This window comes from Acinetobacter sp. SH20PTE14, from assembly GCF_021391555.1.
Lineage (GTDB): Bacteria > Pseudomonadota > Gammaproteobacteria > Pseudomonadales > Moraxellaceae > Acinetobacter > Acinetobacter amyesii.
This window is the reverse complement of sequence record NZ_CP090067.1, coordinates 930,012-944,096: the sequence shown is the minus strand read 5'-3', so window position 1 is coordinate 944,096 and position 14,085 is coordinate 930,012. Positions and strand designations below refer to the sequence as shown.

Below are 14,085 nucleotides of genomic sequence, written 5' to 3'. Positions count from 1 at the left end.
TTAGAATACTTGCCCTTTTATCTTTTCAGGATCTACAGATTCGGTTAGATTAAAAGGTATACAATAGTTCGATGGACGATGCTGTACTGCATCTCCACCTGAACTTACAGCATTGCTGATTTCAACATATTTCACGAACTGCCCAAATTCAATAGATAGACAGATAAAACAGCATGGCCATTCCTCAACATACAATTGATCAAATTTTAGATCGCACCGATATTGTCGATGTGATTGGTCAATTTGTGAAATTGAAAAAGACTGGACGCACCTACTCAGGATGCTGCCCATTCCATCAGGAAAAATCGCCATCTTTCCATGTCTATCGTGATAAACAATATTTTCACTGCTTTGGTTGTCAGGCCAATGGTAATGCCATCCGTTTTTTAATGGATATTGGTAGCCGTAACTTCATTGAAGTGATGAAGGATTTATCAAGCCAAACGGGTATTGAACTACCGAAAGACAATAACGATTCCAATAAACTCAAATATAAACGCGAATCTAAACCAAAACCTGTACAAAAACCTGCAATCGAAGCAAAAGCTCTGCCGCCCAAAACAGGCGAAACACACACCGCTCCTGCTGCAGTAAATTTCGAACACGACCCATTTGCTGAGTTTCAAAATAACGAAGACGCCTTTTATGGGAACGATCCGTTTGCTCACTTTGACCAAGTTACAAGTGGTTTTGAAGATGTGCCGCAAGACGGAAACTTATATGACTTGCTGGAAAATGTCGCACAGTTTTATGAGCAACAACTGCCGCTCAGTCCAATTGGTCAAGCTTATTTTAAACAACGGGGTCTCAGTGCAGACACCATTGCCTATTGGCGTTTAGGCTATGCCCCCGAAGATTGGCAACATCTAGAAAAAGCCTTTCCACAAGATATCCAAGGACTCAAACTTCTCGGTTTGATTCGAACCAGTGACAGTGGTCGTGACTTTGACCTACTGCGCGAGCGGGTGATTTTCCCGATTCGAGATGCGAAAGGTCGTGTGGTCGGTTTTGGTGGTCGTGCCTTAAATGATGAAATCAAACCGAAATACATCAACTCTCCAGACTCTGAAGTTTTCCATAAAAACCAGTTACTTTATGGTTTATATGAAGGCCGCAAACAAAAAGCACAAGACTGGTTAATGGTCGAAGGTTATATGGATGTCATTGCCCTACAGCAATATGGCATTCATGGCGCTGTAGCGACTTTAGGGACTGCCAGTAATACTGAACATTTAAACATTTTATTTAAGCAAAATAGCCGTATTACCATTGCATTTGATGGAGATGCCGCAGGTCAAAAAGCAGCTCGACGTACGCTCGAAATTGCCCTCCCACTGCTGAATGATGGTCGTGAACTTAAATTCTTTGTTTTGCCGAATGACCATGACCCAGATTCATTGATCCGTCGTGAAGGTATTGAAAATTTTCGACGGTTACTGCACACCTCACCGCTTCTTTCTGAATTTGTTTTTGCACATTTAACGCAAAATCATAATGTCAGTTCACCTGAGGGTAAAAGTCAGGTAATGGGTGAACTCAGACAGCTCACTGAACTGTTGCCGAAAGGTGGTTCATATCGTTATTTGCTACAACAATATTTCCGTGAAAAATTAGGGTTTAGCCGAAAGTGGCAGCCTCAAGTCAATAATGATGCGTCTCTGAGCTTTAGTACAAAAATTGATGCTGAAGAATATGTGATTGCGATTTTAATCAATCATCCTTATCTCTACATTCATTTTGAGCCTTTACGCGCCTTAGTTTCACAAGATCTCTTGCTTTATCACGTTTTAAATATTTTCAATGTGATTTTTGATGAATTGCCTGATGACCCAGAGTTATCGACCTATTATGTACTCGGTGCTTGCGCAGCACATCATCATGAATTACAACATATTTTAGAGCATGCCAATATCAGTGACTATACATCATCACCTGAACAAGCAGATAAACTCGCAGCAGATTTATCGACAAAATTGCAATATCAATTCTTACAACTCAAGATCAAGTCGAATAAGTTTTCTAGCCTTGCAGAAATGCGTAATTTAAAACAACGTATTTATGATATTGATAAAAAAAGATCGCTCACACTCCTTGAAGATTAAGTTTTAACTTCAAGTTCAAGCTGTGAACAACATACTTTTCAATGAATCAGCTTATTTATTTCTTTGGTTTACGGCGATTTTCAGCCACATTAACTAAATTTTGTTCTAACATTTCAAAATAAGCAGGATCTTCCGCCATCGCAGCATTGCGCAGCACGATAGAGGTTGGATGCAACAGCTTTTGGGTTAAACGATGCGACATTTCTTGCATAATCTTCGCAGCATCTTCGCCCTTTTGTAGACGATTCAGGGCTAAAGCCAGTTCTTCTTGACGCAATGACTCACCATGTTCACGGTATGCATGAATTGTCGAGCCAGCCAAATTCACTTTTTGCTGTGTGATTAAATCTGTCGCAAGCTGATTAACCATCACTTCGGCTTCAACTGCCGCCTGGCGACGCTGAGCCAAGTTTTCTTCTATGACAGTTTGCAGGTCATCGACACCATATAAATAAACGCCATCTAAACTTTCGACTTTGGCTTCAATATCTCGTGGTACAGCCAAATCGACCAACAGCATTTGTTTATAACGGCGTTTTTTCAGTGCTGCTTTGACATCCGCAAAATAAATCACTTGATGCAAGCTTCCGGTACAACTTGAAATTACATCTGCTCGATGTAGATTGTCTGCCAAATCTGCAAAATCAATTATTTCAACTTCTACACGATGAGCAATCTCTTGGGATAAAGCTTCAGCACGGGCACGTGTACGGTTACAGATAATAATTCTACCCACACCCATTTCGGCCAAATGCTTCGCAACCAAGCTATTCATTTCACCAGCAGCAACAATCATCACCGTCAATTTTTCAGGCTGACTAAAAACCTGTAAAGCTAGCTGAGCAACGGCATAGCCCATCGACACCGCATGACTTCCTACCGCTGTTTCAGAACGCACACGTTTTGCCGCATAAAAGGCATATTCAAAAATACGGTTTAAATTTGGGGAAACGGTTTCGGCATCTTTGGCTAAGGACAAAGCCGTTTTGACTTGACCTAAAATTTGAGGCTCACCAAGCATGAGCGAATCCAAGCCGCTAGCCACACGCATGAGGTGTGTCACCGCTTGTGCATTTTCATAACGATACACATGATTTGACAATTGCTTTACATCGATACCATTTGATTGGGCAAGCCAATTCAATACCATGTCTGCACTTTCAGACATCGCATAGACTTCAGTACGATTACATGTAGATACCACCACCATGTCATTGAGTTCAGGTGCATGGCTTTGCTGTTCAAGCAGCGCTGTTAACTTTTCAGGGTTAAATGCAATCTGTTCGCGCAGTTCTACAGAGGCGGTTTGATGGTTGACACCCAATGCAAAGAAAGACATATCAGATCATCATTTCGCTAAATTTATGCTATTGTGCATTATCGGCGTCATAAAAAGCATTACTTGGATCAAGAAAAATTGCGTCTAACAAATAGCCGACTGAACGGCCAGACAATAAAGCAGTATTCTACCACATTCTTACTTGTTGGTAGCATGGCTTCTACTGCCCCAATTCGGGCTGTGGGAGAAGTTTACCATGCAAATTCAGGATATGATGCAATTAAACAAAGTATGATTGCAGAATTTGCCTTAGCTTATAACGACATCCCAACCGCGCTTCATAATTACACCGTGCTTGCAATCAAAAGCAAATCCACCATGGTCAAACAGCGTGCTTTAAACGTTGCTATTGAGCAAAATGATTTACAAGCAGCCTTAGATATTGCTACACATTGGGTTGTGCAAGAACCTGAAGATGTACCAGCATTATTTTATTTATCACATATTGCTTTGAAAGCCCATGAATATGAGCTTGCCGCCGAAACACTTGATAAAATTTTAACCATTGACCCAAATGCAGATTTAGAACAAATTTTGGCGGGTATTTCCCCTGAATCAGAGGAAGATCGCGCTTATCTGATTCAAGCACTGACCGCTAGCAAGGAGAAAACCAACCCTTCTATTTTGGTCTTAGTTGCAGGTTTACAAGCTCAAAATGGTGCCTTTGCTGATGCCTTAGACACCATTAATTTAGCACTGAAAAAACGCCCGAAAGTGACTGGTTATATCTTAATGAAAGCCAATTTACTTATGTCGTTAGGTGATGAAGAAGAAACCTTAAAATGGTTCGAAAAATCCAGCCGTAAACACCGCAACAATATGGAAGTTCGCTTAGCAGAAGCAAAATATTTAATTAAAATCAATCAGTCAGAATTAGGTCTAGAAAAACTCGAAGATATACTAAAGAAATGGCCATCTGCTGAAGAACCGCTATTTATGGCAGGTTTGACCAGTATTGACTTAGAGCTTTATGAAAAAGCCGAAAAGTATTTGGTGGAGTTACGTTATTCAAGCAAATACCAAAATGAAGCGTATTACTATCTCGCAGTAAATGCTGAACGCAAACAGCATTATGAAACGGCAAAAGCCTATTATCGCCTTGTTGATGGCAGTCTTTATACAGTTTCACGGCGCAATATGATCAGCATTTTTAGCCAGCAAAATAAGCTGCATGATGCACTGCGCTTTTTAACCCAAGAGCGGGTTAATTATCCTCAACATGCCAGTTTCTTATATCTTGCTCAGGCAGATATTTTAAAACGCATGAACAATAAAAAAGCAGCAGTCCGTTTGCTTGATGAAGCGGTAAAAAACTTGCCCGAAGATCCTGAGCTCATTTATGCCGAAGTTCTACTGCTCGACGCCCATCAAGATAAAGATAGACTCGACCAATTACTAAAACAATTACTTGAAATTGAACCCAATAGCCCGACCTATTTAAATGCATATGCCTATACCTTGGCGGTACAAAATAGACGCTTAGATGAAGCCCGAAAATACGTCGAACATGCCTTAGAATATGCTCCTGAGCAAGCCTCAATTTTAGATACGTTCGGTTATATTTGTTATTTGCAAAATGATTTTAGTACATCTGCATCTGTTTTGGCCAAAGCATATGAACTGAGTAATAGTTTAAAAATTGGCATTCGCTACGCACGATCAGTCTTCATGCAAGGTGATATGAATAAATTTGACGCGTTGTTACAACAACTCCAACAAAAACATCCGAATGATCCGCAATTAGAGCAACTACATTCGTTATTGTTACCCCAACCCATGAAAAAGAGTTAAAAAGACTTTATGCAAGTATCTTCAAAATTTGGGGTATCTGCCCTGACCTGCTGCGCTTTATTTTTTACCGGTTGTCAGCAATATATTAAAACACCCGATCAACCCAGCCCTGAAGAAGTCGCTGCAAATCAATTCAACTTACAAGGTAAGATTGGTGTGCGCACGCCACAACAGTCAGGAAGTGCTTTTTTTACTTGGGTTCAAGACCGCAATGAATATGATATCGAACTGAGTGGCATATTAGGTGTTGGAAAAACTCAAATCAGCGGTAAACCCGGTCAAGTTCAACTCAATAGTGCAAAAACCGGTTTGATTGAAGCAGCAACACCAGAAGAATTACTCGAGCGTGCTACCGGTTGGCAAGCTCCCATTACCCACCTCGTCGACTGGGTACAGGCACGCCCTGCAACCACACAAGCAAAAATTCAACGCGATACTGCGCAGCGCCCACAACAGATTATTGAAGATGGTTGGACCGTAGACCTGAGCTATAACGAGACTGCGACGGTACCGAACAAGTTAATTTTAAAACAAGCACTTGAATCCGGTCAGGAAAATCGTATTACAATGGTGATTCAAAATCGTTAATTTGCCTAAAAGCTGAACTATGACTTCCATGATTCGTGTACCTTCTCCTGCAAAACTCAATTTGTTTTTGCACATTACTGGCCGACGTCCTAATGGATATCACGAATTACAAACGATTTTTCAGCTCATCGATTTATCAGATTGGATGGAATTTTACCCACTTGCAAATTCTGCTGATGAAAATTTTATTCAAATTGAGGGCTTAAACAGCGTTAATCTAGAGCAAAATTTAATTTATCGTGCTGCTCAAATACTCAAACCGTTTGCTAAAGCACTGACTGCACAAAAAATCCACATTGAAAAAAATATTCCGATGGGTGCAGGGCTCGGCGGTGGTTCATCCAATGCAGCCACCACCCTAATCGTGCTCAATCAACTATGGAAATGTGGTCTAAATACCGAACAACTTGCAGAACTAGGCTTACAACTTGGGGCAGATGTTCCCGTGTTTGTACATGGTCTAAATGCATGGGCAGAAGGTATCGGTGAACACTTAACATTCATAGATTTAGCTCAAAAACAGTACATTGTGTTAAAACCTGACTGTTTTATCAGCACTCAACTGCTTTTTTCACAAAAAACGTTGACAAGAGACTCAAAGCCCACTAAATTTTGCGGCTATCAGGAAACGCCATCTGATTTTGGAAATAACTTTGAGCCTGTGGCACGAAGCTTATATTCCGAAGTCGATGAAGCAATGCGGTACTTAGATCAGTTCGGTACAGCAAAGCTTACAGGTACAGGTGCTTGTGTATTTACTGAAGTGACTGAAAATATGAATATTGATGACATATTGAAAAATGCACCATGTAAATCTTACTTGGTTCGCAGTTTGCAAGAATCACCATTACGTCATTTTGAAGTTTGATATAGGGGCGTCGCCAAGTGGTAAGGCACCGGGTTTTGATCTCGGCATCCGTTGGTTCGAATCCAGCCGCCCCTGCCATCATTTTTCACCTGTAGATGTAATTGCTGTAAAGTATTAGGGGCGTCGCCAAGTGGTAAGGCACCGGGTTTTGATCTCGGCATCCGTTGGTTCGAATCCAGCCGCCCCTGCCATTTACTTTATTCGCTATTTCATCAATTTAGGGGCGTCGCCAAGTGGTAAGGCACCGGGTTTTGATCTCGGCATCCGTTGGTTCGAATCCAGCCGCCCCTGCCATTTACTTCAAAAAAGACAGAGCATAATTTGCAGTATCTTTGTTGTTTCAACTTGACAAAATACTGTAAAAATATTAAAGTTCTGCCGCATTAGGGGCGTCGCCAAGTGGTAAGGCACCGGGTTTTGATCTCGGCATCCGTTGGTTCGAATCCAGCCGCCCCTGCCATCTAATTCTCCAATTTGCCAACCGCCAAGGGTGCTTCATGCCCAATCTTGTCGTTTTTAGTGGATCTGCACATCCACAATTCGCCCAAAAAGTCGTTAGCCACCTTCACATCCCTCTAGGTGCTGCATCTGTAGGTCAATTTTCTGACGGTGAAATCGCTGTCGAAATTACTGAAAATGTTCGTGGTAAAGACGTATTCATCGTACAACCAACTTGTGCTCCAACTAACGATAACCTTATGGAAATCTTAGTTATGGCTGATGCTTTGCGTCGAGCAAGTGCTGGTCGTATCACTGCTGTCATTCCTTATTTTGGTTATGCTCGTCAAGACCGTCGTCCACGTTCAAGCCGTGTGCCAATTACAGCAAAAGTTGTTGCAGATATGCTCACAACTGTTGGTATTGACCGCGTTGTCATGATCGACCTTCATGCTGACCAAATCCAAGGTTTCTTCGATATTCCTGTAGACAACATCTACGGTACTCCTGCGCTTTTAGCAGATCTTCGTCAACAGTCACACGACAACTTAATGGTTGTTTCTCCTGACGTTGGTGGTGTAGTACGTGCGCGTGCTGTTGCTAAGCAAATGGGTGATATCGATCTTGCGATCATCGACAAACGCCGTCAAAAAGCGAATGAATCTCAAGTAATGCACTTGATCGGTGACGTTAAAGGCCGTGACTGTGTCATCGTTGATGATATGGTGGATACAGCAGGTACATTGTGTAAAGCTGCTGACGCACTAAAAACTTTTGGTGCTCGAAAAGTTGTTGCTTACGCAACTCACCCTGTACTTTCTGGTAAAGCTTTAGAAAACTTGAAAAACTCTGTGATTGACGAATTGGTTGTAACAGACACCATTCCGCTTTCAGAAGAAGCTCAAGCTCTTGGTAAGATTCGCCAAGTTTCAGTTGCAAGTATGGTTGCTGAAACAATTCGTCGTATTAACAACGAAGAATCTATTAGCGCAATGTTCGATTCTTATCTATAATATAGCGCTAAATTTAAAAGCCCTACCTTTTGGTGGGGCTTTCTATCACTAGACTGGTCGAAGGTCTAGTTAATTAAACTTAAATAGGAATGTCTATCATGGCAAACTTCGTATTAAATGCAGTAGCACGTGAAGAAGCAGTACAAGGGAAAGGTTCGAGCCGCCGCCTTCGTCTTCAAAATAAAGTACCAGCAATCATCTACGGTGGTGCAGCTGAACCTGTAGCAGTTACTTTGGAACTTCGCGAACTTGTTAAAGCTTTAGAAAACAACGCATTCTTTGAAGAAGTTGTTGAAATCAACATTGACGGTAAAGCTGAAAGCGTTAAAATCCAAGCTTTACAACGTCACCCAGCTAAAAACACTCCTATGCACGCTGACTTCAAACGCGCATAAGTGTTAAATGGTGTAAATGAGTGAGTAAACTTTCACTGATTGTTGGTTTGGGTAACCCAGGTTCTGAGTATGCCCAAACCCGCCATAATGCAGGCTTCTGGTTTGTAGAACGCCTTGCAGAACAATATGGCATCCAACTCAAAGCTGATCCTAAATATAAAGGCATCAGTGGTCGTGGTAATATCGAAGGTCAAGACGTTCGTCTGCTGTTACCTACAACCTTTATGAACCTCTCTGGTCAAAGTGTTGTTCCCTTCGCCAAATTCTATCAAATTGCTCCCGAAGCAATGCTTATCGCACACGATGAACTTGATATGAACCCTGGTGTCATTCGCCTGAAAACTGGCGGTGGTCATGGTGGCCATAATGGTTTACGCGATATCGTCCCGCATATTGGTCCAAATTTCCATCGTTTACGTATTGGTATTGGTCACCCTGGTTCTAAAGAACGTGTCTCAGGCCATGTCTTAGGTAAAGCACCAAGTAGTGAACAAGGCTTAATGGATGATGCTATTGCACATGCCTTATCACGTACTAAATTGTTGGTAAGTGGTGAGATTCAGCAAGCCATGAACCAGATCAACGCTTACAAATAGAACTGACAATTCCACAAATTGTTGAACAATACTTATTGCCATCTGAATGATTTCAGAGCAAAATGCGCTTGCATTTGACTGCTCACCCAGCATTCAAGAGATTGTTCCACCATAAGATACGATCTTAGGTCTACCAAGGAGACGCTAGCCATGCTATCTCGTTTATTAAAAGCTAAAATCCACCGTTGCGTCGTTACACAAGCAGAATTACATTATGAAGGTTCTTGTGCAATTGACGGTATTCTTCTAGATTTAGCCGGTATCCGTGAATATGAAGAAATTCATATGTGGAACGTGACTAATGGTAAGCGTTTTACCACCTATGCCATTCGTGGTGAAGAAGGTTCTGGCATTATCTCTGTAAATGGCGGTGCTGCTCACCAAGCAGATATTGGCGACTTGATGATTATCGCAACTTTTGGCGATTTCACAGAAGCTGAAGCAAATGCACATAAGCCACGTTTAGTCTATGCGAACCCAAACAACACTGTGAACCACACAGCGAACTGTATTCCAGTTCAAGTTGCTTAATTCAAGCATTTAAAGATTCTAAAAAGCCCGCAAAATTTGCGGGCTTTTTTTATGGCTGAACTATGCATTATTGACTGCAAAAATTCAGTATTAGACGCATATCACTACATACAACTCAACAGCTCAACTTATCTCCCCTGCTCTCGGGCCCTTCCACCATGCTTGGTTTTGTTTACAATCAAAGGGCTGTAAATGCTCTCCGACCAAACCCACCAACAAAGGCTGACCATTTTCTTGTACCTTTAGCTCTGCATATTGCGCATCGCGATAGCACGACTCCAAGCCTTCAGCAAATAAAAAGCTGCTCGCAGCGGGATATAAACTCTCAAATCTATTGTCAGGATTTTTGAGCACCAGTTTTGTGGATGAGCTTGGATACTGCGCCAATAACTTTGGATTAAAACTGGTTCGAATCACTCTACGCTGTGCATCAAGCTGCACATAACTCACAATACTTTTTTGATCGACAAAATAGTCACGGTGTAAATTTTCAGCATCGTTCACTTTGGCTGTCTGCCCATTGGCAGATTGCTCTTCAGAAGGCTGACCACCAAAGTAGAGCTGATAATTCAAGGCCATATAATCCCCTTGAATCAAAGAGCGAGGATCGACAGGTTGCAACTTTACATAAATACTCTGACTGTTTGCCAAATGCCATTCATGACGTGCAATCATCAGCACAAATAAAAGAATACTGAGTACAGCCAACCCAATAGGAAGCATTTTTTTATTGATTATGTTCATCATGCTCCTCCCACTTGTTTAAGCTGTATTGCAGATAACATCTTGGTGATGCCAAGCAGCAAAAGGCCAGAGATCAAAATCGTTAAACTTTTCAATAAAAAACTCAGACCCAAATTGTAGTACAGCATCCATAAGCTAAAAATGATCAACAAGATGCTCAGGGCTTTAACCAAAGATTGCTGATAAACCTGCGCCCATGCCAATAAAACCAATAACAAGAAAATTTCAAAATAACCCATCGCAATGAGTACAAGGCCCAATAGCAGTAACGGCCATTTTTCGCTCCCCGCCTGTTTTTTCTGATTTGCGATGTAAAGGCCAAGCCAAACCACAGGCAGTAGATAAACGATAAACAGGTCAAGAACGCCATGTTGGGTCTGTTCAAACTGTAGAACGTTATTTGACAAAGTTTGCAATACCACACCCGCTAATACGATGCATAACATCCATAACACAACACTTTTTCGATACATCGAGTGCAACCAAGCTGTTGCACTCCCGAGCAAGAAAATCAGTAGAATATAATTCAATCCAGTCACAGCTAAGATGACATGTTCATCGCTCATAAAAAGATCGGCATCAAATAGTGTGACCACTGCAAGGCCGTATCCTGCAATGAGTTGAATAAAAACAATAAACCAATGCATTCGACTAAATAAACAGAGCAATATAACGCCAATTTGCAACACTAAAATAAACGAAATGCTATTGGTTAAGCTCTCTGTATGAATGAAGACCGCAGATTGGCCACATACCCATAAGCAGTAAGCAAATTGGCGACTAAAGATACTTTTAGCTCGTCGAATCAACCACCAAGCCACAGCTACAAAAACTAAGCCCATGACGATCGAAAACGCCTTCCAATAGGTCAGCAATAAGCTCGATAAAATAATTCCTGCCAACCATGCCCCAATCGCTAAAGGAATAACCGCAAATTTAGTCTGTGGCAGAAATTTCATCAGTGCCCAACTGATCACCGCAAACCAAGCAAATATCAGCAAAGCAAAAACCAACAATCCTGCACTCGAGTCAGATAAAATATGTTCTGCCCATTGGAAAATCAAAATACTGAAACTCGCGGCAAGACCCGCAGTTTGTAAACTGGTTTCTAATGCACGCTGTTGTCGATAAAAATAGATAATCAGATAAATTGGAAGCAACAAGGCAAAAATTAAATATTGCCATTGATACTGATCTACCCCATTTCCACAGTATAAAAACATGCAATACATCGACATTAATGTAATGAATGCAATAAATACAAAGCGCAGTGCAGCATAATATTTCAAACAAAACGTCACACATATTACCGTCAATATATTCATGCAGAGTAAATACCACCATGAATGATCAACGATTAAATAGCTTTGTTTAAAATATAAAAATAATGCCAATTGACTGATCAAACACAGTAGCGTAAAGACTCCGATATTCGGTCGATATAACCAAGGTAAAAGCAGCAAAGCCCACACCAAAAACAACAGATAACTGTCTGCACCTGTTTGATAGACCTGCCCAATCACAGCCAAACACAATCCAAGCAACAAACCGCTTAAAGTATCTAAACTTTGCTGAATCCAAACACGACTTGCAAAATATACACTCGTCACAGCACTAAGTACTAACAGCAACATTGGAATTGCCAATTGAATGAATTTTGGCAACATCAACCAGTTTGCCGCGATCAAATACACGAAACTGGCTGCTATCAGTGCAACACCGATTACTTGCAGATACCGAATAACCTGTACATCTTGGAACAGATCTGTTGAAAACTCTTGATCTAACTGTGAATGATGCAGCTTTATATTCTGCTGCTGAGAATGCTGAGGAAGCGTCATTTTTTATCATTATGCAATCATGGTTGATTTATCGGCACGATAGCATGCTTTGACACACTTTATATAAATGCTTACAAATCCAATCTTATAACTTTACTTATCTAAAATTTTGCAAATGATTCTACACAATAATCCCCCATCACCACACAAACAGGTCTATACTCAAGACACATCGCTTCAGGGCGGGGTGAAATTCCCCACCGGTGGTAAATTTGCTGGGTTGAAAGCCCTACAAAAAGCCCACGAGCCAATCGTTTAAACGCGATTCGCAGATCAGGTGCAATACCTGAGCCGACGGTATAGTCCGGATGAAAGAAGACGACGTCACATCTCTATATCATTGATCATTTTCAATATATATCGTAACGCCACTATTTCACATGTCCTGAAATGTTCAACCGTATCTAAAATTTACGCGAGCGTTTCAATGTCTAGTTTAATTCAACCCGAAATTTTCTTTTCTGCCCTTCCACCTGCAGAACAGCGCATGCTGCAAGCCTTAGAAGACATTCGTCATGGCAAGCCTGTTTTAGTCATGGACGATTTTGACCGTGAAAATGAAGCCGACCTGATTGTTGCTGCAGAAACACTGACTGTAGAAACCATGGCACGTATGATTCGTGACGGTTCAGGGATTGTCTGCCTGTGTTTAACCGATGCTCAAGCCAATCATTTAGAACTTCCACCCATGGTGTCTGATAACTCTAGCCATTTTAAAACTGCCTTTACTGTCACCATTGAAGCTGCGGAAGGTGTTACTACTGGCGTTTCAGCAAAAGACCGAACAACTACAGTCAAAGCCGCAATTAAAGATGGTGCTGTTGCTAGTGACTTAAACCGTCCGGGTCATGTTTTTCCTTTACGTGCGCGTGAAGGCGGCGTATTGACCCGTCGCGGACATACTGAAGGCACCATTGATTTGGCACGTCTGGCCGGTTTAAAACCTGCAGGTGTTTTGTGTGAATTAACCAACCCAGACGGCACAATGGCCAATGGCGTACAAGTTTTAGCGTATGCACAAACCCATCATTTGACTGTACTCACCATTGAAGAAATTGTGCAATATCGTTTACAGCACAATCTCTAGTGCGAATTAATTAAAGCTCTACACGTTCATAAAAAGGCTGACTGAATCAGCCTTTTTATTTTTTACTGCACATTTCAAGTTAAGAATTAAACCGTGAATATGCTATAGATCCCGTAGATGGCAACTACCACTAAAATCAGCCCACACAGTGCCAACAATTTTTTATACCAGCGTGATTTCGACAATCGATGAAAAGACAAATACACCAAAGACAAGGTTGCGAAATCTAAAACGATCCAACTCAGGGTCAACACAATTAAACTCAGATTAAGATGATGAGTAATTCCTACAAACTGCGGAAAAAATGACGCGAAAAAAATAATATCCTTAGGATTTGAAATTCCCACGATCAATCCTTTCTTAAAGCCCCCTTGTGCTGCTTTTAACTGCAGAGATTGTGCAGTGGGCTGTATAGTTACTTCTTTTAAAATATCAAATCCAATATAAGCAATATATAAACAACCCAGTATTTTGATGCCATCGAGCCAATGCGCATTAACATTTAAAATGCCTTTTAAAATACACACTGACAGCACAATCAAAATCAGTGAAGCAAAATTCGTCCCGACAATGGTTTGAAATGCCTTTTTATATCCGCCTTGTAAACCTGAACTTGCGACCAACAGCATGACAGGTCCAGGTGTTGCAATCATTACGATGACTGCCACACAATATAAAAAGTACTCCGAATAATTCACGCTGAGATTCCTTCACTTATTTTTTTTACATCACGATAAATTTCATAAATAAAA

General features: G+C 41.2%; 13 protein-coding genes, 4 tRNA genes and 1 riboswitch. Of the genes, 13 read left to right on the top strand and 4 right to left on the bottom strand.

All coding sequences use genetic code 11. From position 1 onward, the window contains the following. Nucleotides 1-173 precede the first annotated feature (173 nt). A complete protein-coding gene (locus LXF01_RS04645) occupies nucleotides 174-2,102 on the top strand; it encodes a DNA primase (RefSeq protein ID WP_233945086.1) in 1,929 nt (642 codons plus the stop codon). A 55-nt stretch (nucleotides 2,103-2,157) separates the two neighbouring features. Here the strand turns inward: LXF01_RS04645 and hemA are convergent, their stop codons facing one another. Beyond that, complete coding sequence (gene hemA / locus LXF01_RS04640) at nucleotides 2,158-3,441, bottom strand: glutamyl-tRNA reductase (RefSeq protein ID WP_233945085.1); 1,284 nt, start codon at nucleotides 3,439-3,441, stop codon at nucleotides 2,158-2,160. A gap of 78 nt (nucleotides 3,442-3,519) precedes the next feature. Between hemA and LXF01_RS04635 the strand changes: the two genes are divergently transcribed. From LXF01_RS04635 to panD, 11 genes are all read left to right on the top strand, one after another. Then, on the top strand, nucleotides 3,520-5,232 hold the full coding sequence (locus LXF01_RS04635) for a hypothetical protein (RefSeq protein ID WP_180005451.1): 1,713 nt from the start codon (nucleotides 3,520-3,522) through the stop codon (nucleotides 5,230-5,232). 9 nt (nucleotides 5,233-5,241) lie between these two features. Beyond that, nucleotides 5,242-5,820, top strand: coding sequence for a lipoprotein insertase outer membrane protein LolB (lolB, locus tag LXF01_RS04630; protein WP_180083771.1), 579 nt, complete (start codon nucleotides 5,242-5,244; stop codon nucleotides 5,818-5,820). 28 nt (nucleotides 5,821-5,848) lie between these two features. Beyond that, on the top strand, nucleotides 5,849-6,688 hold the full coding sequence (gene ispE / locus LXF01_RS04625; protein ID WP_233945424.1) for a 4-(cytidine 5'-diphospho)-2-C-methyl-D-erythritol kinase: 840 nt from the start codon (nucleotides 5,849-5,851) through the stop codon (nucleotides 6,686-6,688). Between the two features lie 3 nt (nucleotides 6,689-6,691). Next, a tRNA-Gln gene (locus LXF01_RS04620) sits at nucleotides 6,692-6,766 on the top strand. A gap of 38 nt (nucleotides 6,767-6,804) precedes the next feature. Then, nucleotides 6,805-6,879 (top strand) — tRNA-Gln (locus LXF01_RS04615). Between the two features lie 28 nt (nucleotides 6,880-6,907). Further along, nucleotides 6,908-6,982, top strand: a tRNA-Gln gene (locus LXF01_RS04610). A gap of 91 nt (nucleotides 6,983-7,073) precedes the next feature. Next, nucleotides 7,074-7,148, top strand: a tRNA-Gln gene (locus tag LXF01_RS04605). A 37-nt stretch (nucleotides 7,149-7,185) separates the two neighbouring features. Next, entirely contained in the window at nucleotides 7,186-8,139 is a 954-nt protein-coding gene (locus tag LXF01_RS04600) for a ribose-phosphate pyrophosphokinase (protein WP_078191360.1), read from the top strand. 98 nt (nucleotides 8,140-8,237) lie between these two features. Next, complete coding sequence (gene rplY / locus LXF01_RS04595) at nucleotides 8,238-8,534, top strand: 50S ribosomal protein L25 (RefSeq protein WP_078192179.1); 297 nt, start codon at nucleotides 8,238-8,240, stop codon at nucleotides 8,532-8,534. A 20-nt stretch (nucleotides 8,535-8,554) separates the two neighbouring features. Further along, entirely contained in the window at nucleotides 8,555-9,130 is a 576-nt protein-coding gene (pth, locus tag LXF01_RS04590; RefSeq protein WP_168378106.1) for an aminoacyl-tRNA hydrolase, read from the top strand. Between the two features lie 150 nt (nucleotides 9,131-9,280). Beyond that, nucleotides 9,281-9,661 carry an aspartate 1-decarboxylase gene (panD, locus tag LXF01_RS04585; protein WP_078192181.1) on the top strand — a complete coding sequence of 127 codons (381 nt, stop codon included), beginning with the start codon at nucleotides 9,281-9,283 and terminating at the stop codon, nucleotides 9,659-9,661. Nucleotides 9,662-9,784: 123 nt separating this feature from the next. On the opposite strand, the gene LXF01_RS04580 is transcribed toward panD, so the two are convergent. Beyond that, nucleotides 9,785-10,408, bottom strand: a complete 624-nt coding sequence (locus tag LXF01_RS04580) for a GDYXXLXY domain-containing protein (protein ID WP_233945084.1) — start codon at nucleotides 10,406-10,408, stop codon at nucleotides 9,785-9,787. Further along, on the bottom strand, nucleotides 10,405-12,246 hold the full coding sequence (locus LXF01_RS04575) for a DUF2157 domain-containing protein (protein WP_233945083.1): 1,842 nt from the start codon (nucleotides 12,244-12,246) through the stop codon (nucleotides 10,405-10,407). Before LXF01_RS04575 ends, LXF01_RS04580 begins: the two co-directional genes overlap by 4 nt. A gap of 170 nt (nucleotides 12,247-12,416) precedes the next feature. Continuing rightward, nucleotides 12,417-12,570: riboswitch (FMN riboswitch) on the top strand. A gap of 103 nt (nucleotides 12,571-12,673) precedes the next feature. On the opposite strand from LXF01_RS04575, the gene ribB reads away from it, so the two are divergent. After that, nucleotides 12,674-13,333: a 3,4-dihydroxy-2-butanone-4-phosphate synthase gene (ribB, locus tag LXF01_RS04570; protein ID WP_180101767.1), complete on the top strand. Its 660-nt coding sequence runs from the start codon at nucleotides 12,674-12,676 to the stop codon at nucleotides 13,331-13,333. Nucleotides 13,334-13,419: 86 nt separating this feature from the next. Here the strand turns inward: ribB and LXF01_RS04565 are convergent, their stop codons facing one another. Next, nucleotides 13,420-14,031: a LysE family translocator gene (locus LXF01_RS04565; protein WP_233945082.1), complete on the bottom strand. Its 612-nt coding sequence runs from the start codon at nucleotides 14,029-14,031 to the stop codon at nucleotides 13,420-13,422. Between the last annotated feature and the right edge of the window lie 54 nt (nucleotides 14,032-14,085).

Bases quoted from the DNA above. Each gene is read 5' to 3' on its own strand.
- LXF01_RS04580 (WP_233945084.1), bottom strand. From the start codon at position 10,408: ATGATGAACATAATCAATAAAAAAATGCTTCCTATTGGGTTGGCTGTA.
- LXF01_RS04575 (WP_233945083.1), bottom strand. From the start codon at position 12,246: ATGACGCTTCCTCAGCATTCTCAGCAGCAGAATATAAAGCTGCATCAT.
- ribB (WP_180101767.1), top strand. From the start codon at position 12,674: ATGTCTAGTTTAATTCAACCCGAAATTTTCTTTTCTGCCCTTCCACCT.
- LXF01_RS04645 (WP_233945086.1), top strand. From the start codon at position 174: ATGGCCATTCCTCAACATACAATTGATCAAATTTTAGATCGCACCGAT.
- panD (WP_078192181.1), top strand. From the start codon at position 9,281: ATGCTATCTCGTTTATTAAAAGCTAAAATCCACCGTTGCGTCGTTACA.
- rplY (WP_078192179.1), top strand. From the start codon at position 8,238: ATGGCAAACTTCGTATTAAATGCAGTAGCACGTGAAGAAGCAGTACAA.
- ispE (WP_233945424.1), top strand. From the start codon at position 5,849: ATGATTCGTGTACCTTCTCCTGCAAAACTCAATTTGTTTTTGCACATT.
- hemA (WP_233945085.1), bottom strand. From the start codon at position 3,441: ATGTCTTTCTTTGCATTGGGTGTCAACCATCAAACCGCCTCTGTAGAA.
- lolB (WP_180083771.1), top strand. From the start codon at position 5,242: ATGCAAGTATCTTCAAAATTTGGGGTATCTGCCCTGACCTGCTGCGCT.
- LXF01_RS04600 (WP_078191360.1), top strand. From the start codon at position 7,186: ATGCCCAATCTTGTCGTTTTTAGTGGATCTGCACATCCACAATTCGCC.